The 18,291-nt window shown below is 71.3% G+C and carries 13 protein-coding genes; 6 read left to right on the plus strand and 7 right to left on the minus strand.

Annotated elements, in window-relative coordinates; translation table 11 throughout:
- Positions 1-10 precede the first annotated feature (10 nt).
- Positions 11-1,531 carry a glycerol kinase GlpK gene (glpK, locus tag ACFUPX_RS32465; RefSeq protein ID WP_383330825.1) on the plus strand — a complete coding sequence of 507 codons (1,521 nt, stop codon included), beginning with the start codon at positions 11-13 and terminating at the stop codon, positions 1,529-1,531.
- A gap of 83 nt (positions 1,532-1,614) precedes the next feature.
- On the opposite strand, the gene ACFUPX_RS32470 is transcribed toward glpK, so the two are convergent.
- Genes ACFUPX_RS32470 through ACFUPX_RS32490 form a run of 5 tightly spaced genes read right to left on the minus strand, consistent with a single transcriptional unit; the run spans position 1,615 to position 9,761 of the window.
- Positions 1,615-2,220 carry an ATP/GTP-binding protein gene (locus ACFUPX_RS32470; protein ID WP_383330828.1) on the minus strand — a complete coding sequence of 202 codons (606 nt, stop codon included), beginning with the start codon at positions 2,218-2,220 and terminating at the stop codon, positions 1,615-1,617.
- On the minus strand, positions 2,201-5,920 hold the full coding sequence (locus ACFUPX_RS32475; protein ID WP_383330831.1) for a hydantoinase B/oxoprolinase family protein: 3,720 nt from the start codon (positions 5,918-5,920) through the stop codon (positions 2,201-2,203). Before ACFUPX_RS32475 ends, ACFUPX_RS32470 begins: the two co-directional genes overlap by 20 nt.
- Before the next feature lie 23 nt (positions 5,921-5,943).
- On the minus strand, positions 5,944-6,348 hold the full coding sequence (locus tag ACFUPX_RS32480) for a DUF742 domain-containing protein (protein ID WP_361192081.1): 405 nt from the start codon (positions 6,346-6,348) through the stop codon (positions 5,944-5,946).
- A 9-nt stretch (positions 6,349-6,357) separates the two neighbouring features.
- Positions 6,358-6,798 (minus strand): roadblock/LC7 domain-containing protein, encoded by a 441-nt coding sequence (locus ACFUPX_RS32485; RefSeq protein ID WP_383330835.1) that lies wholly within the window; start codon positions 6,796-6,798, stop codon positions 6,358-6,360.
- Positions 6,795-9,761 carry a nitrate- and nitrite sensing domain-containing protein gene (locus tag ACFUPX_RS32490; RefSeq protein WP_383330838.1) on the minus strand — a complete coding sequence of 989 codons (2,967 nt, stop codon included), beginning with the start codon at positions 9,759-9,761 and terminating at the stop codon, positions 6,795-6,797. The genes ACFUPX_RS32485 and ACFUPX_RS32490 overlap by 4 nt, the downstream gene beginning before the upstream one ends.
- Positions 9,762-10,201: 440 nt before the next feature.
- On the opposite strand from ACFUPX_RS32490, the gene ACFUPX_RS32495 reads away from it, so the two are divergent.
- Positions 10,202-10,663 carry a hypothetical protein gene (locus ACFUPX_RS32495; RefSeq protein ID WP_383330841.1) on the plus strand — a complete coding sequence of 154 codons (462 nt, stop codon included), beginning with the start codon at positions 10,202-10,204 and terminating at the stop codon, positions 10,661-10,663.
- 92 nt (positions 10,664-10,755) lie between these two features.
- On the opposite strand, the gene ACFUPX_RS32500 is transcribed toward ACFUPX_RS32495, so the two are convergent.
- Both ACFUPX_RS32500 and ACFUPX_RS32505 read right to left on the minus strand, forming a co-directional pair.
- Positions 10,756-11,916 (minus strand): NAD(P)/FAD-dependent oxidoreductase, encoded by a 1,161-nt coding sequence (locus ACFUPX_RS32500; RefSeq protein ID WP_383330844.1) that lies wholly within the window; start codon positions 11,914-11,916, stop codon positions 10,756-10,758.
- Positions 11,913-12,233: a bifunctional 3-phenylpropionate/cinnamic acid dioxygenase ferredoxin subunit gene (locus ACFUPX_RS32505; RefSeq protein WP_383330847.1), complete on the minus strand. Its 321-nt coding sequence runs from the start codon at positions 12,231-12,233 to the stop codon at positions 11,913-11,915. The genes ACFUPX_RS32500 and ACFUPX_RS32505 overlap by 4 nt, the downstream gene beginning before the upstream one ends.
- A gap of 190 nt (positions 12,234-12,423) precedes the next feature.
- On the opposite strand from ACFUPX_RS32505, the gene ACFUPX_RS32510 reads away from it, so the two are divergent.
- The 4 genes from ACFUPX_RS32510 (at position 12,424) to solA (ending at position 18,258) form a co-directional block, all read left to right on the plus strand.
- On the plus strand, positions 12,424-13,275 hold the full coding sequence (locus tag ACFUPX_RS32510) for an IclR family transcriptional regulator (protein WP_383330850.1): 852 nt from the start codon (positions 12,424-12,426) through the stop codon (positions 13,273-13,275).
- A gap of 204 nt (positions 13,276-13,479) precedes the next feature.
- A complete protein-coding gene (locus ACFUPX_RS32515; RefSeq protein WP_383330853.1) occupies positions 13,480-14,565 on the plus strand; it encodes an S-(hydroxymethyl)mycothiol dehydrogenase in 1,086 nt (361 codons plus the stop codon).
- Between the two features lie 71 nt (positions 14,566-14,636).
- The gene (locus tag ACFUPX_RS32520) at positions 14,637-17,045 is read left to right on the plus strand and encodes an FAD-dependent oxidoreductase (protein ID WP_383330913.1); all 2,409 of its coding nucleotides are present in this window, start codon (positions 14,637-14,639) and stop codon (positions 17,043-17,045) included.
- Between the two features lie 58 nt (positions 17,046-17,103).
- Positions 17,104-18,258, plus strand: a complete 1,155-nt coding sequence (gene solA, locus ACFUPX_RS32525; protein ID WP_383330856.1) for an N-methyl-L-tryptophan oxidase — start codon at positions 17,104-17,106, stop codon at positions 18,256-18,258.
- Positions 18,259-18,291: the final 33 nt, after the last annotated feature.

An 18,291-nucleotide genomic window follows, 5' to 3' on the forward strand; every position in this document is an offset into this window, starting at 1 on the left:
AGGGGTAGCCATGCCGGACAACTCCGAGAAGTTCGTAGCCGCCATAGATCAGGGCACCACCTCAAGCCGCTGCATCATCTTCAACCACGCGGGCGAGATCGTCGCCGTCGACCAGCGCGAGCACCGCCAGATCTTCCCGAAGCCGGGCTGGGTGGAGCACGACGCCACCGAGATCTGGTCCAAGGTGCAGGCCGTCGTCGCGGGAGCCCTCGCCAAGGCCGGTCTGCGTGCCGACCAGCTCAGCGCGCTCGGCATCACCAACCAGCGCGAGACGACGGTCCTGTGGGACCGCGCCACGGGCAAGCCCGTGCACAACGCGATCGTCTGGCAGGACACCCGGACGTCGGCGCTCTGCAACGAACTGGGCGGCGCGGACGGCCAGGACAGGTTCCGGGAGCAGACCGGGCTGCCCCTCGCGAGCTACTTCTCCGGGCCCAAGGCGGCCTGGCTGCTCGACAACGTGCCCGGCCTGCGGGCCCGCGCCGAGCGCGGCGAGATAGCCTTCGGCACGATCGACTCCTGGCTGATCTGGAACCTCACCGGCGGCACGGACGGCGGCGTACACGTCACGGACGTCACCAACGCCGGGCGCACCATGCTGATGAACCTCGCCACCCTCCAATGGGACCGGTCGATCCTGTCCGCGATGAACGTCCCCGAGGCGATCCTGCCGGAGATCAGGTCATCGGCGGAGTGCTACGGAACGGCGGTCGGACAGCTCTCCGGTGTGCCGGTCGCCTCCGCCCTGGGCGACCAGCAGGCGGCCATCTTCGGGCAGGCCTGCTACGAAACGGGGACGGCCAAGAACACGTACGGAACCGGCAGCTTCTTGTTGCTCAACACCGGTAACCGGCCCGTCCCCTCGAAGCACGGGCTGCTCACCACGATGGGCTACAAGATCGGCTCCGATGCGCCGGTCTACTGCCTCGAAGGTGCGATCGCGATCACCGGCGCGCTGGTGCAGTGGTTCCGCGACCAGCTCGGCATCATCCGCAGCGCCGACGAGATCGAGCCCCTGGCCGCGAGCGTGGAGGACAACGGCGGCGCGTACATCGTGCCCGCGTTCTCCGGTCTCTTCGCGCCCTACTGGCGCTCGGACGCGCGCGGCGTCGTCACCGGACTCACCCGGTACGTGACCAAGGCGCACCTGGCACGTGCCGTCCTGGAGGCGACGAGCTGGCAGACCCGCGAGGTCGTCGACGCCATGTACCAGGACTCGGGGGTGCAGCTGCGGACCCTGAAGGTGGACGGCGGCATGACCAAGAACAATCTGCTGATGCAGCATCAGGCGGATGTCCTGGGGGTGCCGGTGATCCGGCCGAAGGTCTCCGAGACGACGTGTCTGGGCGCCGCGTACGCGGCCGGTCTCGCGACCGGCGTGTGGAACGACCTCGACGAGCTGAAGGCGCACTGGCAGCAGGACGTCGAGTGGTCGCCTGCGATGGACGCGGAGGCCCGCGAACGGGAGTACAACAACTGGCACAAGGCGGTGGAGCGGAGCTTCGGCTGGCAGGAGGACGGCGCGGGCTGAGCCGGGTTCCGAGCCGAGGGTGACCGCGGCCCGTACCCCGGTCGGTGGGGGTACGGGCCGCGGCTCTGTCTGTCCTCACCCGCTCACGTGGTGGCGGGCTCCCTGGCCGCGGCGGCGGTCGCCATCGCGTGCTGGACCACTCCGATGAGCACTTCCTTGACGGACTGGCGCTCGCGCGCGTCGCACATCACCACGGGGACGACGGGATCGAGGTCGAGCGCCTGGCGCACGGCGTCGGCGGGGTAACGGGAGGCGCCCTCGAAGCAGTTGACGCCGACGACGAAGGGTATGGAGCGGCGCTCGAAGTAGTCGACGGCCGCGAAGCAGTCCTCCAGGCGGCGGGTGTCGGCGAGGACCACGGCGCCGAGCGCTCCGGTGGCCAGCTCGTCCCAGAGGAACCAGAAGCGGTCCTGGCCCGGGGTGCCGAAGACGTAGAGGACCAGGTCCTCGCGGAGCGTGATACGCCCGAAGTCCATGGCGACGGTGGTGGTGTGCTTGCCCGAGACGCCGCTGGTGTCGTCGACGGGGCGGCCCGCCTCGCTGAGCAGTTCCTCGGTGCGCAGCGGTTTGATCTCGCTGACGGCGCCGACGAGGGTCGTCTTGCCCACGCCGAAGCCGCCCGCCACCAGGATCTTCAGCGTCACCGGCTCCACGGGGGCCTTGCCGCGCTCAGAACGCTTGAAGATCATCGCTCGCTTCTCCTGGATCAGTGGTTTCGCTAGGGCCAGTGGTGTCGCTGGGGCCAGTGGTGTCGTTCGGGGCCGGACCGTATCCGCCGCCGCCCGGGGTTTCGATCACGAGTACGTCGCCGGGGCCCGCGTCCGCGAAGTCGCTGCCGTCCAGCTCCTGGACGCTGCCGTCCGCACGCTCCACGCGGCCTGTGCCGAGCGCTCCGGGGCTGCCGCCCGCCATGCCGTACGGCGCCACTCCGCGGTGCTGCGAGAGCGTGGAGAGCGTCATCGGCTCCCGGAAGCGGATGCGGCGCACGGCCCCGTCACCGCCGCGCCACGTGCCCGCGCCGCCGCTGCCCGCGCGCACCGCGAACTCCTCCAGAAGCACGGGCAGGCGCCACTCGAGGACTTCGGGGTCGGTGAGCCGGGAGTTGGTCATGTGGGTCTGGACCACGGACGCCCCGTCGAAGCCGTCGCCCGCCCCGGATCCCGAGGCCACCGTCTCGTAGTACTGGTGGCGGTCGTTCCCGAAGGTGACGTTGTTCATCGTCCCGGAGCCCTCGGCCTGGACGCCCAGGGCTCCGTAGAGGGCGCCGGTGATCGCCTGTGAGGTCTCGACGTTCCCGGCGACGACGGCCGCCGGTGGCTCGGGTGCGAGCAGGGAGCCCGGCGGCACGATGATGCGCAACGGTCGCAGGCAGCCGTCGTTGAGCGGGATGTCCTCGGCCACCAGGGTGCGGAAGACGTACAGGACCGCTGCGTTGACCACCGCGAAGGGCGCGTTGAAGTTCGTGCCGAGCTGGGGCGACGTACCGGTGAAGTCGATGGTCGCCGAACGGGCTTCGCGGTCCACCGAGACGCGGACCCTGATGACGGCCCCCGAGTCGGTCGGGTAGGCGAACTCGCCCTCTTCGAGGACGTCGATGACACGGCGTACCGCTTCTTCGGCGTTGTCCTGCACGTGCCTCATGTAGGCCTGGACGACGTCGAGCCCGAAGTTCTCGATCATGCGCGCGACTTCGTCGACGCCCTTCTGGTTGGCGGCGATCTGGGCGCGCAGGTCGGCGAGGTTGGTGGCCGGGTTGCGGGAGGGGTACGGGGCGTCGGTGAGCAGGCCCAGGGTCTCGGCCTCGCGGAAGCGGCCGCCCTCCACGAGGAGCCAGTTGTCGAAGAGGATGCCTTCCTCCTCGATGGTGCGGCTGTTCGCCGGCATGGAGCCGGGGGCGATGCCGCCGATCTCGGCGTGGTGCCCGCGCGAGGCCACGTAGAAGAGGATCCGCTCCCCCGGGGTCCTGTGCTCCCCCTCGGTGTCGAACACCGGCGTGATGACGGTGACGTCCGGGAGGTGGGTCCCGCCGTGGTAGGGGTCGTTGACCGCGTAGGTGTCCCCGGGGCGCATGTCGCTGCCGCGACGCTGGATCACCTCTTTCACGCTGGTGCCCATCGAGCCCAGGTGCACGGGGATGTGCGGGGCGTTGGCGACGAGGTGGCCGTCCGGGTCGAAGAGGGCGCAGGAGAAGTCGAGCCGCTCCTTGATGTTGACCGACTGGGCCGTGGACTCCAGGCGGGCGCCCATCTGTTCGGCGATCGACATGAAGAGGTTGTTGAAGACTTCCAGGAGGACGGGGTCGGCCGCGGTGCTCGCGGCGGAACCCTCGGGCACCGCCACACGTTCCATGACCAGGTGTCCCTCGCGTGTCATGGCCGCCTGCCAGCCGTCGTCCACGACCGTCGTGGCGCCGGCCTCGGTGATGATCGCGGGCCCGTCGACGCGCTCGCCGGGCGGCAGTGCCTCGCGGCGGTGCAGCGGCACGTCGCGCCAGGCGCCGCCCGTGTGCAGGCTGACGGTCCGCGGCGCGCCTCGGCGTGCGTCATCGGCGGGCCCGCGGAGGTCGGAGAGGTCGGGCTGCTCGGTCAGGCCGGTGGCCTCCACGGAGAGGGCTTCGACGACGACAGGGCGGTCCAGGGTGAAGGAGTAGGTGGTGCGGTGGCGGTCCTCGAAGACGCGGATCATGCCGTCCGGCTCCGTGAGCTCGACGGTGAGCGTGGTGTCGGTGCCGTCGTAGCGAAGCTGGGCGCGGCGGGTGACGCGGATGCGGTCCTCGGGCACGTCCTCGGCGAGGAGTTCGGCGCGGGCCGCTTCCTCCAGGTCGTCGGCGGTCTTCAGGACGCGGGGCATCGCGGACGGTTCGAGGCGGACCTCCACGGACTGCTCGCGCATCGCGGTGGTGTCGGCGAGGCCGATGCCGAGCGCGGAGAGCACTCCGGCCATGGGCGGTACGAGGACGGTGCGGATGCCCAGCGAGTCGGCGACCATGCAGGCGTGCTGGCCGCCCGCGCCGCCGAACGTCGTGAGCGCGTAGCGGGTGACGTCGTGGCCCTTCTGGACCGAGATGCGCTTGACGGCGGCCGCGATGTTGGCGACGGCGATCCGCAGATAGCCCTCGGCGACCTGTTCCGGAGTGCGGTCGTCGCCGGTCTGCTCCGTGATGTCGCGGGCGAGGTCGGCGAAGCGGTCGCGTACGAGTGTCCCGTCGAGGGGCTGGTCGCCTCCAGGGCCGAACACCCGCGGAAAGTGGGCGGGCTGGATGCGTCCGAGGGCGACGTTGGCGTCGGTGACCGTCAGCGGGCCGCCGCCCCTGTAGCTCGCCGGGCCCGGAGCGGCGCCCGCCGAGTCGGGGCCCACGCGGTAGCGGCTGCCGTCGAAGTGCAGCACGGAGCCGCCGCCCGCCGCGACGGTGTGGATGTCCAGCATCGGCGCGCGCAGCCGTACGCCCGCGAGCTGCGTGGTGAACACCCGCTCGTACTCGCCCGCGTAGTGCGACACGTCCGTGGAGGTGCCGCCCATGTCGAAGCCGATGACACGGTCGAAGCCCGCGCGGTGCGACATCCGGGCCATGCCGACGATGCCGCCCGCGGGCCCGGACAGGATCGCGTCCTTGCCGCGGAACTGGCCCGCTTCGGTGAGACCGCCGTTCGACTGCATGAACATCAGCCGCACGCCGCGGAGCTCCTCGGCGATGTGCTGGACATAGCGGTGCAGGACGGGCGACAGGTAGGCGTCGACCACGGCCGTGTCGCCGCGCGGGACCAGCTTCATCAGCGGGCTGACCTCACTGGAGAGTGAGACCTGCGGGAAGCCGGTGCGAAGGGCCAGTTCGGCGATCGCCCGCTCATGGGCGGGGTACAGATGGCTGTGCATACAGACCACCGCGACGGCCCGGATGCCGTCTTCGTAGGCCTGGCGCAGCGGGCCCGCGAGCTGCTCCAGGTCGGGTGCCCGTAAGACCTCGCCCTCGGCGGTGACCCGCTCGTCCGCCTCGATGACCCGGTCGTACAGGAGCTCCGGCAGGACGATCTCGCGGGCGAAGATGTGCGGGCGGTTCTGGTAGGCGATGCGCAGGGCGTCGCCGAAGCCGCGGGTGATCACCAGGGCGGTGGGCTCGCCCTTGCGCTCCAGGAGGGCGTTGGTGGCGACGGTGGTGCCCATGCGGACGGCGTCGATGGGAGCGTCCGCACCGTCACTGTCCTCGGGGACGCCGGAGCCGCCTGGTGCGGCGGCGCCCAGGAGTTCGCGGATGCCCGCGACGGCCGCGTCGGCGTACCGGGACGGGTTGTCCGACAGGAGCTTGTGCGTGAGCAGGCGCCCGTCGGGACGCCGCGCGACGATGTCCGTGAAGGTGCCGCCCCTGTCGACCCAGAACTGCCAGCCAGTCACGTCTCTCCCCGCTTCCGCGCTGTTCAGAGCGCCCGGAGGCCGTTGATCACGTCGCGCAGAATACTCTCGTCCGGCAGTTCCGCGGGGGGTACGGGACGTGTCACGTGCACCAGTTCGTCGTCGACGAGATCGCCGATGAGTACGCGGATCACGCCGATGGGGAGGTCCAGTTCGGCCGCCAGTTCGGCGACCGACTGGGGGCTGTCACGGCAGAGCCCGACGATGTCCACGTGCTCCGGGGACAGCGTCCGGTCCGCCTCGGGGTCGCCGGCGCGGGCCTCCGCGATGACGACCGCGATCAGATCGAGGCGGTGCTGGGCCGGACTGGTGGTCCGGCCGCGCGTCATGGCGTACGGCCGCACCACGGGCCCGGCGTCGTCGTCGAACCAGCGAGGCGTCCCCTGTGTCCCTTGACCGTCTTCGCTCATACCCTCCCGCTACCCTCCCGTGGGCAGGTCGGTGCGCGGCGCCGTACCCAGATGCACACCCACCCTCTTGACCAGCAGCGTCATTTCGTAGGCGACCAGACCTACGTCGGAGTCCGCGTCCGAGAGGACGGCGAGACAGCTGCCGTCGCCCGCGGCCGTGACGAACAGGAAGGCGTCGTCGAGTTCGACCACGGTCTGACGGACCCTGCCCGCCTCGAAGTGGCGTCCCACGCCCTTGGCGAGGCTGTGGAAGCCCGAGGCGACAGCCGCGAGGTGCTCGCTGTCCTCCCTGGTCAGATCCTGCGATACGCCGGTGGGCAGGCCGTCGCCGGAGAGCACGAGCGCCTTGCGGATGCTGGCGACCCGCTGCACCAGGTCGTCCAGGAGCCAGTTCAGCTCTCCCGTTGACCCGGATGCGGCGGTACGTGCGTCGGCCTTCGGTGCGGTCATCGACCGTCCCCCTCAGATGTCGTTCCTGGTGCTGTGCCGTCCAAGGCGTCTTCGCCCGCGGCGTTCTCTTCACGGCCGCGCCGCCAGCCACGCTGGAGCGAAGCCATCCGGCTGCGTACCTCGTCGGCGTCGCGCTCTTCCGGCCTGGTCGTGGCCGGTGTCGAGTCGCGCTCCGTGCGCTGGTCCGGTCCGTCCTTCAACTGTGGGGCGAGATTGGCCTGGCGGACACGCCGGGGCAGTCCGCCGGGGGCGGTGGTGGGCGCCGGCGCCTGGCCGACGCGGGGCTCGGTCTCCGTACGAGGAGCCTCTGCACGCGGGGACTCCGTACGCCGGCTGCGCCGTGGGAGGTCCGGCGGGGTGTCGGCCGCGGTCACGTCGCGGTGCGGCGGCGAGAGGTCGGGCCAGGCGGACTGGGCCTCGGGGCGGCGCGGCAGGTCGATGGGCTCGGCCGCGGGACGGCTGTTGCCGCGGTCCCGGTCCACGGCGCCGCCCTGGGGGCGGCCCACCGGGGCCTGGGAGCGCTCGGGGCGCTGCGGAGCCGCTTCGTCGTCCTCCGCCGCGCCTCGCGGCCTGTTGTGCGTCACGGGGCGGCCGTGCGAGGAGACCAGCTTCGGGGTGCGGCGGCGGGGCAGGTCCACGGGGTCTCCGGGTGCCGCTTCGCCGGCTGAACCGTCGAAGATCCGTCCGTTGCCACCGCCGTTGCCGCTGGCGCGGGAGGGCAGGTCGCCGGTGCGGGTGGGCTCGCGTTCGCCCGTCTCCCGCTCGTCGCGGGCCTGCTGGTGCTGTTCGTCCCCCTGGAGCCCGGCCGTGCGGCGGCGCGGGCGGAAGAGACCGCCGCGCTCGCTGTCGTCGTCGCCGAGGTCGCCGAGCCCGCCCGGGAAGGGGTCGAGGCCCGCCATGCCGACCGGTGCCTCCAGCTCGACGGGACCGTCGAGGAGGGACGCGGGAAGACCCGGGAGCTGCACCGGCACCTGGCCGAGCGCCGCCTGCTTGTCGCCCGCGGCGTCGCGGCCCAGGGCTTCCTTGGGCTGCGGCCGGTCCAGACGGAACCCGATGCCGTTCGTGTCCGGGACGTCGTCCGTGAGCAGCGTCTCGGGGATGAACACGACGGCGGTGGTCCCGCCGTACGGAGAGGGCTGCAAGGAGACGCGTACGCGCTGGCGCTGGGCGAGACGGCTCACTACGAAGAGGCCCAGGCGGTCGGTGTCGGAGAGTTCGAACTCCGGTGTCTCGGCGAGACGGAGGTTGGCGTCCAGGAGCGCGTCGGCCGCCATGCCTAGGCCCCGGTCGTGGATCTCCAGGGTGAAGCCGTTGGCGACGTGCTCCCCGAGGACCTGCACCGCGGTGTGCGGGGGCGAGAACACCGTGGCGTTCTCCAGGAGTTCGGCCATCAGGTGGGTGAGGTCGGCGACCGCGGGCCCGGTGACGGCGATGCGCGGCAGGCGGCGCACCTCGATGCGTTCGTAGTCCTCGACCTCGGCGACGGCCGCGCGGACGACGTCCATGAGCTGGACGGGCTTGCGCCACTGGCGGGAGGGGGCGGCGCCGGAGAGGATGACGAGACCCTCGGCGTGCCGCCGCATACGGGTGGTGAGGTGGTCCAGGCGGAAGAGGTCGGCGAGTTCGTCGGTGTCCTCGGTCCTGCGCTCCATCGTGTCGAGCAGGGTGAGCTGCTTGTGCAGGAGCACCTGGCTGCGGCGGGCGAGGTTGACGAACACCTCGGAGACGCCGCGGCGCAGGTCGGCCTGTTTGACGGTGGCCTCGACCGCGGCGCGCTGGAGGGTGTTGAGGGCCTGGCCGACCTGCCCGACCTCGTCCTTCTCGTACGTCAGGCGCGGCGCCTCGGTCTCCACGTCGACCTGTTCGCCCGCCGCCAGGCGGCGCAGCACGCCGGGCAGCCGGACACCGGAGGCCTCATGGGCCTCCAGGCGCAGTCGGCGCAGGTCACGGATGAGGCTGCTGCCGATGCGTACGGACATGAAGACCGAGAACAGCAGCGCGAGCAGACCGAACACGCCCGCGACGACGACCCGCACGATCACGCCGACCGCCACCGGCTCGACGCGGTCCTGGTAGCGGTCTCCCGCCGCCTTGTCGCGCTCGGCGAGATCCTTGAGCGCCTTGCCCGAAGCGGCGTCCCAGCGCGCCGACGTGACGGCGCGCGGCGTGCCGGACGAGGATTCGACGACGGCCTTCTCGGCGGCCCTCAGCTCTGTCGTCTCGGCGCCGTTCCAGTACCGCTCGTATCCGGCGCGCTCGTCCTCCGGCAGCTGCGCGAGGTTGACCTCGTACAACAGCGTGCGCTGGGCCCGGAGATCGGAGATCTGCCGGATCTCGGCCTTGGTGACGCGGCGCGCGACCAGTGCGGACCCGAGCAGCGCGTCCTCTCGGGAGAGGAGTTCACGTGCACGACTCACGCCGACGAGTGCCCGGCCCTGCTGGTCCATCGTCACGTCGTCGAGACCGTGGAGGGTCATCAGGAAGCCGTAGCAGGGGTCGATCAGCTTCGTGTACATCTCCAGCGCGCCCGAGCGGCTGATCGTGCCTTCTTCGACCGTGCGGCGCAGCGACTCAAGGCCCTCGAAGGAGTCGAGGAGGGAGGCGAGCCGGTCCGCCGACTGTCCGGTGACCTCGTCCCGCACGTCCGGGTGCGCCGCGTTGTCCACGACCTTGGCGACCATGTCGTCGGTGGCCGTGCGGCTGCGGCGCAGGGCCGCGAGCGCGTCGGAGGCGCGGGGGTCGGCGAGATAGACGAGGGTCTGGCGGCGTTCCTGCTGGACGACTCGGGCGGTGTCCTCGATCGGGTAGCCGATCTTGTCGACGACATTGGAGACGTCGATGAGGTCCTTGGCCGACTGACCGGTGAGATACGTGGCAAAACCCCACATCGCGGTCAGGGAAATGAGCGGCACCAGCAGCAATGCCACGATCTTCCGGCGGATGGACTTCCCGCGAAAGCGCATGGCCTCCCCCAGATCGACCCCCTGCGGCCGCGCTATGGCCAGGGGCACACATGTACGTCAACAAACGGCGTGAGCCTACTACTGACCCAGGAGCAACTCGAAGGCACGTCCGGATGGATTTCAGCCGTGACCGGAAAGGGGCGTCCCCAGTTGTCCCTCCAATTCGGGAGATTGCATCCCGCGTGTGGCACATGCCACTCGGCACAGTCCCCCTTGCACATCCATCCAGTTGGCCGGATCTCTTCGCTTCTTGGAACCTCGCGGGAATCTTCCGGACCTCTCATTCGTCTTTCAGTACGGGAGTTGGGGACAGCGGGCACCAGAGGCCCGCATGCCGCCACCAGGTGGCGTAAAGCTGCGTATTCCGGGCAGCCAGTGGAGAGTCGGGTCCGCCGACGTCTCAGCGAACGGCCCGAGGGCACCGGGGGAGTGACGAGTTGATGGGCACGGCAGAGCGCCGGAGGACGACCGGGGATGAGCACGAGGCATCCGGGCGTCGGTCCGGTGAGGAGCGCAGGGAGTTGTGGATCGAGGAGCCGGCGCGCAGACGCCGCCTGCCCGATCCGGTGCGTACGGCCGCGGTGCGAGCCGTGATCATCGTGGCGCTGACGCTGATACAGGCGATGACGGCGTTCCTGTGCGCCCTGGCCGGATCCTGGCTGTCCTTCCCGATGGTGCTCAGCAGCGTGGCCAGCACCGTGGTCGCCACGTGGGGGGTCCTGGACGTATGGGTGACGCGCCAGGTGTGGAATCAGCGGCACGGCGTGGTGTCGGTGCCGAGCAGCACGGCACGGCAGTTGCGGCGCGAGCGGCGCCGGGCCCGTCGGCAGGCACGCACGGAGGCGCGGAGCGAGGAACGCATACGGCGACGTGGCGGTGCGGGTCAGTTGTCGCACCCCTAGGAGCACTCACGCGAGCACGGCCAGGAACAGCACTGCCAGGAGCAGCGCCGCCAGGAGTAGCGCCGCCACGGGTGGGGTGCACTGCCGGGGAGTCAGGCCGCGACGGGCGCCTCCGCCGCCAGCAGACCGCGTCGCAGCCGCGTGAACGGGCGTGGCCGGTCCATCGCGAGGACCGCCGTGGTGTGCCCCTCCCGTTCGTAGGCGGCGAGGAAACTGCCTTCCTCCGGTGAGCCTTCGAGCAGGCGCACGGTGTCGTCGGGGCGCCGTCGCCCGGCGAACTGGATGCGGGAGCCGTACTGGTCGGACCAGAAGTACGGCAGCGGGCGCACGCTCTCCACGGTGTGGCCGGCCAGCAAGTTGCGTACGGCGACGCGGGGTTGCTCCGTGGCGCTCGTCCAGTGCTCGGCCCGCGTAGCGCCCACGCGGGCGACATCGCCCACGGCGACCACGTGCGCGAGGCCGGTGACGCAGCCGTCGTCGCAGAGCACTCCGTCGTCCAGGGCGAGGGTGGAGCCCGCGAGCCAGGCAGTGTTGGGGGTGGCGCCGATCCCGACGACGACCACATCGGCGGGGAGCATGCGGCCGTCGGCCAGCTCCACCGCGCGCACGGCCGTGTCGCCGTGCAGCGCGGCGACACCGGTGCCCGTCACGAGCTCCGCTCCCCCGCGCGCGTGCAGCCCCGCGCACACCGCCGCCATGTCCGCGCCCAGTTGCGGGAGCAGCGGCAGCGCGGCGGCCTCGACGACCGTCACGTCGTGCCCGAGGGCCACGCACGAGGACGCGGTCTCGGCGCCGATGAAGCCGCCGCCGATCACGACGACCTGCTGCGGCCAGGCGGTCAGTTCCGCGCGCAGGGCGCGAGCGTCGTCCAGGGTGCGCAGGCTGTGCACCCCGGCGAGGGACGGCCCCGGCAGGCGCCTGGCGGACGCGCCGGTCGCGATGACGACGCCGTCGCTCGCGACCGTCCTGCCGTCGTCGAGGAGCACGGTGCGGCCCCGCGGGTCCAGGGCGCGGGCGCGCACCCCGAGCAGCCATTCGGCGTCGAGCTCGTCGCTCTCCTCGTCGTCGGACAGGGCGAGTTGGTCCTCGTCGGCCTTTCCGGTGAGGAAGTCCTTGGACAGCGGCGGCCTGTCGTACGGTGAGTGCGGCTCGTCGCCGATGATCACGAGCCGCCCGTCGTATCCCTGGGCGCGCAGCTCGCGCGCCGCGTAGAGCCCGGCGAGCGAGGCGCCCACCACGGTGATGGTCCTCATGCGGCGGAACCCTCCTCGGCCACGAGGTGGACGTGGATCGTGCCGTCGTCGACGCTCACCCGGTGGGTGCGCACGGCGCGGCGGGCGGGCAGACAGGTCGGCCGGCCGGTGCGGAGATCGAATGAGGCGGCGTGCAAAGGGCATTCGACCAGGCAGCCCTCCAGCCACCCCTCGGAGAGAGAGGCGTCCTGGTGACTGCAGGTGTCGTCGATGGCGTAGAGCTCGCCGTCGGCGTTGAACACCGCGATCGGAGGTGTGGTGTCGACACGGACGGATTCGCCCGTGGGGAGGTCTTCAAGGCGGCAGACGGGAATCATGGGCCCCCCTCTTGATGTCTCTCGGCCCGGTCCTGACACCTTCTCGGCCCAGGACCCTTCGGTAACATGATGTTTCGCATGGCGCACGAGGGAGCGCTATGCGCAACAGAATCCGGTCGGGAAGCCCGCCGCGTCAAGGGCTTCCCGAAGATGCGGCTTCAACAGGCCGCGAGGTGGTGAGAGTTGAGATATGACCGGCACGCGGAAACAGCCTGATCAGAACGAGGATCCTCGCGAGAACCGGCCCGAGGACCAGCCCGAGCCGCGCGAGAAGCAGCCGAAAGCGGCCCCGGGATCTGTCCAGTCCGTGGACCGCGCGGTCAGCGTCCTGGAGATACTCGCCCGGCTCGGCGAGGCCGGGGTCACCGAGATCGCCGACGAGTTGGGGGTGCACAAGTCGACGGCCTTCCGGCTGCTCGGCGTCCTGGAGAACCGGGGCCTGGTGGGCCAGGCCAAGGACCGCGGGAAGTACTTCCTGGGGGCCGGCGTACTGCGCCTCGCGGGGGCGGCGGCCGTGCGTCTGGACATCTCCCAGGAGGGCGGCCCCGTCTGCCGCGACCTCGCCGACGAGCTGGGCGAGACGGTCAACATCGCGATCCTGGACGACGACGCCGCGGTCAACATCATGCAGGCCCGCGGCCCCGCGTCCGTGACCGCGCAGAACTGGCTGGGCAGGCGCACCCCGCTGCACGCCACCTCCAGCGGCAAGATCCTCCTCGCCCATCTGCCGACGACGCTGCGCGAGGGCCTGGTCGCGCGGACGCTGCCGCGCCTGACCGAGCACACGGTGACGGGGACGGTGGCGCTGCGCGGCGAGCTGGAGGCCGTCGTCGAGCAGGGGTACGCCATCGCCGTGGAGGAGCTCGAGGTGGGCCTGGCCGCCGTCGCCGCACCGGTGCGCGCGCACGACGGCAAGGTGATCGGGGCGCTCAGCGCTTCGGGGCCCGTGTACCGCCTGACCGAGGACCGCCTCACCGAGCTCGCCAAGCGGACGGTCGTCGCCGCCGTCGAGCTGTCGCGGCGGATGGGTTACGGCTTCTGACGGGCCGCCGCAGGACGTCGGACACGAGGGCGGAGCCAGGGATTCCTGGCTCCGCCCTCGCCGTGTGTGCCGACCCGAATCGCTGTGCGCTGCTGATTCGCCAAGGGTTAACTCCCACCCCTTGACGGCCTCTTGATGTCGTTCCCACTATGTCTCTCATAGCGCAACCCGTCGTGCAGTGCGCAACAGCAGAGGAGTCTGGCCGTGCCACACGAGGTCCGTGCCGTCGTCGCCGTGAAAAAGGGCGCACCCGTCGAGGTGCAGACGATCGTCGTGCCAGATCCCGGACCGGGAGAGGTACTTGTCTCCGTGCAGGCCTGCGGGGTCTGCCACACGGATCTGCACTACCGGGAAGGCGCGATCAACGACGACTTCCCGTTCCTGCTCGGACACGAGGCCGCCGGCACCATCGAGGCGGTGGGCGCCGACGTCGCCGATCTCGCCCCCGGCGACTACGTGGTGCTGGCCTGGCGCGCCCCCTGCGGAGCCTGCCGCTCCTGCCTGCGTGGCCGCCCCTGGTACTGCTTCGACTCGCGCAACGCCGCCCAGCCGATGACCCTCCTGGACGGCACCCCGCTGAGCCCCGCCCTCGGCATCGGCGCCTTCGCCGAGAAGACCCTGGTCGCCGCCGGTCAGGCGGTGAAGGTCGACCCGGCGGCCCGGCCCGAGGCCGCCGGGCTCATCGGCTGCGGGGTGATGGCCGGTTACGGGGCCGCCGTGAACACCGGCCAGGTGGGCCGCGGCGACACCGTGGCCGTCATCGGCTGCGGCGGCGTCGGCAACGCCGCGATCGCCGGGGCCTCGCTCGCGGGCGCGCGCCGCGTCATCGCCGTCGACCTCGACGAGGCCAAGCTCGACGGGGCGACCCGGTTCGGCGCCACGCACACCGTCAACTCCCGGCGCACGGACCCGGTCGAGGCGGTCCGCGAGCTCACCGGCGGGTTCGGGGTGGACGTCGCGATCGACGCGGTCGGCACCCCGTCGACGTACAAACAGGCCTTCTACATGCGCGATCACGCGGGTGTGCTCGTCCAGGTCGGTGTGCCCGACCCGGAGATGAGGATCGACCTGCCCCTGATCGATCTGTTCTCGCGCGGCGGCGCCCTCAAGTCCTCCTGGTACGGCGACTGCCTGCCGACCAGGGACTTCCCGATCCTCGTCGACCAGTACCTCACCCGCAGGCTCGACCTCGGCGGATTCGTCTCCGAGACCATCGGGCTCGACCAGGTCGAGGAAGCGTTCGCCAGGATGCACCGCGGTGAGGTCCTGCGATCGGTGGTGGTCCTGTGAGCGACCGTGCCGCGGCCCCCGAGGCAGACCCTCCGCCGCCCCGCCCCGGCTCTCCCGCACCGCGCGTCGTCGTGATCGGCGCGGGGATCGTCGGCTGCTCCCTCGCCGACGAGCTGACCGCCCGCGGCTGGACCGACGTCACCGTCCTCGAACAGGGGCCGCTCCCCGCCCCCGGCGGCTCCACGTCGCACGCCCCCGGCCTGGTCTTCCAGACCGGCCCGTCCAAGGCCTTGACCGCCTTCGCGACGTACACGGTCGAGAAGTTCGGGGCCCTGGAAGTGGACGGCCTGTCCTGCTTCAACCCGGTCGGCGGCCTCGAACTCGCCACCACGCCCGAGCGCTGGGCCGACCTGCACCGCAAGGCCGGATACGCCGCCTCCTGGGGCGTCCGCGCGGAGCTGGTCGGCCCCGCCCGGTGCAAGGAGATGTGGCCGCTCATCGACGAGAGCAAGGTCATCGGCGGCCTGCACACCCCCGACGACGGTCTCGCCCGCGCCGTGCTCGCCTGCCGCGCGCAGATCGAGCGGGCACGCGCGCGTGGCGCACGATTCCTCGACCGGCACACCGTGACCGGCGTGGAGCAGGAGGACGGCCGCGTCACCGCCGTCGTCACCGACCGGGGCACGTTCCCCGCCGACCACATCGTGTCGGCGGCGGGCTTCTGGGGTCCGGTGATCGGGCGCATGGCCGGTGTCGACATACCCCTGCTGCCGCTCGCCCATCAGTACGCGAAGACCGGGCCGCTCCCCGAGCTCGCGGGCGTCAACGACCCGCGTACGGAGGCCTCGAAGCCGATCCTCCGCTTCCAGGACCGTGATCTGTACTTCCGTGAGCACACCGACCGCATCGGCATCGGTTCGTACGCCCATCGTCCGCTGCCCGTGGACGCGTTCACGGTGCCCGCGTACGACGACGCGACGGAGATGCCGTCCTCGTACCCCTTCACCGAGGAGGATTTCGCGCCGAGTTGGGAGGACTGCGGCTGGCTGCTGCCCTCGCTGCGGGGCACCGAGGTCGCGGAGGGCTTCAACGGTGTCTTCTCCTTCACCCCGGACGGGATGCCGGTCCTCGGCGAATCCCGTGCGCTGCGCGGCTTCTGGCTGGCCGAGGCGGTGTGGGTGACGCACTCCGCGGGTGTGGCCAAGGCGGTCGCCGAGTGGATGGTCGACGGCCGGCCCTCCGTCGACGTGCACGACTGCGACCTCACCCGCTTCGAGGACGCCCAGCGCTCCCCCGCCTACGTCGCCGAGCGGGGCGCCCAGCAGTTCGTGGAGGTCTACGACGTCCTGCATCCGCTCCAGCCCATGGAGCAGCCTCGCCCGCTGCGGGTCAGCCCTTTCTACGCCCGGCAGCAGGAGTTGGGCGCGGTCTTCCTTGAGGGCGGCGGCTGGGAGCGTCCGCACTGGTACGAGGCGAACGCCCCGCTCCTCGCGGACATCGAGGTCCCCGAACGCGACGCCTGGTCGGCCCGCCACTGGTCGCCGATCGCGGCGGCGGAGGCTCGGGGCACCCGCGAGAAGGTCGCCCTCTACGACATGACTCCCCTGCGCCGCCTGGAGGTGTCGGGGCCCGGGTCGCTCGCCTTCCTCCAGCGCATGACCTCCAACAACCTGGCCAAGAAGCCCGGCGCGGTGACGTACACCCTCCTCCTGGACGAGGCGGGCGGCATCCGCTCCGACCTCACGGTGGCCCGGCTCGCCCCGGACCGCTTCCAGGTCGGCGCCAACAGCCCGGCCGACCTGGACTGGCTCCTTCGCCACGCCCCCGACGGCGTGCACCTGCGGGACATCACCTCGGGGACCTGCTGCATCGGCGTCTGGGGCCCGCTCGCCCGCGCGCTCGTGCAGCCGCTCACCAGCGACGACTTCTCACACGAGGCGTTCGGCTTCTTCAGGGCCAAGGAGACCTACATCGGCCAGGTCCCCGTGACGGCGATGCGCCTGTCGTACGTCGGTGAGCTCGGCTGGGAGCTCTACACGAGCGCCGACACCGGTCTGCGGCTCTGGGACACGCTCTGGGAGGCGGGGCAGCGGCACGGCGTGATCGCGGCCGGGCGTTCGGCGTTCAACAGCCTGCGTCTGGAGAAGGGTTATCGCGCCTGGGGCCACGACATGACCGCCGAGCACGATCCCTACGAGGCGGGTGTCGGCTTCGCGGTCCGCATGGACCGGGGCGACTTCGTGGGACGTGCCGCGCTCGAACGGCTCGGCTCCCCCGCACGCAGGCTCACCGCGCTGCTGCTCGACGACCCGGCCGCCGTGGTCCTCGGCAAGGAGCCCGTCCATGTCGACGGCGTCCCCGCCGGGTACGTCACCAGCGCCTCGTACGGCTACACGCTGGGCCGTTGCGTCGCCTACGCGTGGCTGCCGCCCCTGGAGACGGGGGCGGGTGTGCACATCGAGTACTTCGGCGAGAAGGTGCCCGCGACGGTCGCCGAAGAGCCGCTGTTCGACCCGAAGATGACCCGCATCCGCCGCTAGCGGCCCGTCGGCAGCAGCTAGGCCAGAGCCCATCGGCAGCAGTTAGGGAGGAAGCTCCGTGTCCCCCACCTATGACGTGATCGTGATCGGCCTCGGCGGCATGGGAAGCGCCGCCGCCCACCACCTGTCCGCGCGCGGCGCCCGCGTCCTTGGCCTGGAGAAGTTCGGGCCCGTCCACAACCGCGGCTCGAGCCATGGCGGTTCGCGCATCACCCGGCAGTCCTACTTCGAGGACCCGGCGTACGTCCCGCTCCTCCTGCGCTCGTACGAGCTGTACGCACGCCTGGAGCGCGACACCGGCCGCGAGATCGCCACTCTGTGCGGGGGCGTCATGGTCGGCCGCCCCGACAGCCGCACCGTCTCCGGTTCGCTGCTCTCCGCACAGCAGTGGGACCTGCCCCACGAGATGCTCGACGCCCCCGAGATACGCCGCCGCTTCCCGACGCTCAGCCCACGTGACGACGAGGTCGCGCTGTACGAGGCGCGGGCCGGGCTCGTCCGTCCCGAGAACACCGTCGCCGCGCATCTCCAGCTCGCCACCCGGCAGGGCGCCGACCTGCACTTCGAGGAACCGATGACGCGCTGGGAGCCGTATCGGGACGGCGTGCGCGTCCACACCCCCGAAGACACCTACACCGCCGGGCAGTTGGTGATCTGCCCGGGGGCCTGGGCGCCGCAGCTGCTCACCGACATCGGGGTGCCGTTCACCATCGAGCGGCAGGTCATGTACTGGTTCCAGCCGACCGGCGGCGTGCGGCCCTTCCTGCCGCAGCACCACCCGATCTACATCTGGGAGGACGCGGACGACGTGCAGGTCTACGGCTTCCCGGCCATCGACGGCCCCGAACTCGGCGCGAAGGTCGCCTTCTTCCGCAAGGGCACGCCCTGCACGCCCGAGAACATCGAGCGCACGGTCCACGCGGACGAGGTCGCGGCGATGGCGGAGCACATGGCGCGCCATGTGCCCTCCCTGCCGGGGACGTTCGTCAAGGCCGCGACCTGCATGTACTCCAACACGCCCGACGAGCACTTTGTCATCACCCGTCACCCGGCCCACCCCGAGTCGGTCACCGTCGCGGCCGGTTTCTCCGGGCACGGCTTCAAGTTCGTGCCGGTCGTCGGCGAGATCGTCGCCGATCTGGCGCTGCGGGGCGCCACCGAGCACCCCATCGAGCTCTTCGACCCCAGCCGCCTTGCCGCCGCGCCCGCTTGAGGAGCACGCGCGCCCGCTTGAGGAGTACGGAGG

It is taken from the genome of Streptomyces sp. NPDC057302 (assembly GCF_042667685.1).
In the GTDB taxonomy this organism is placed as follows: domain Bacteria; phylum Actinomycetota; class Actinomycetes; order Streptomycetales; family Streptomycetaceae; genus Streptomyces.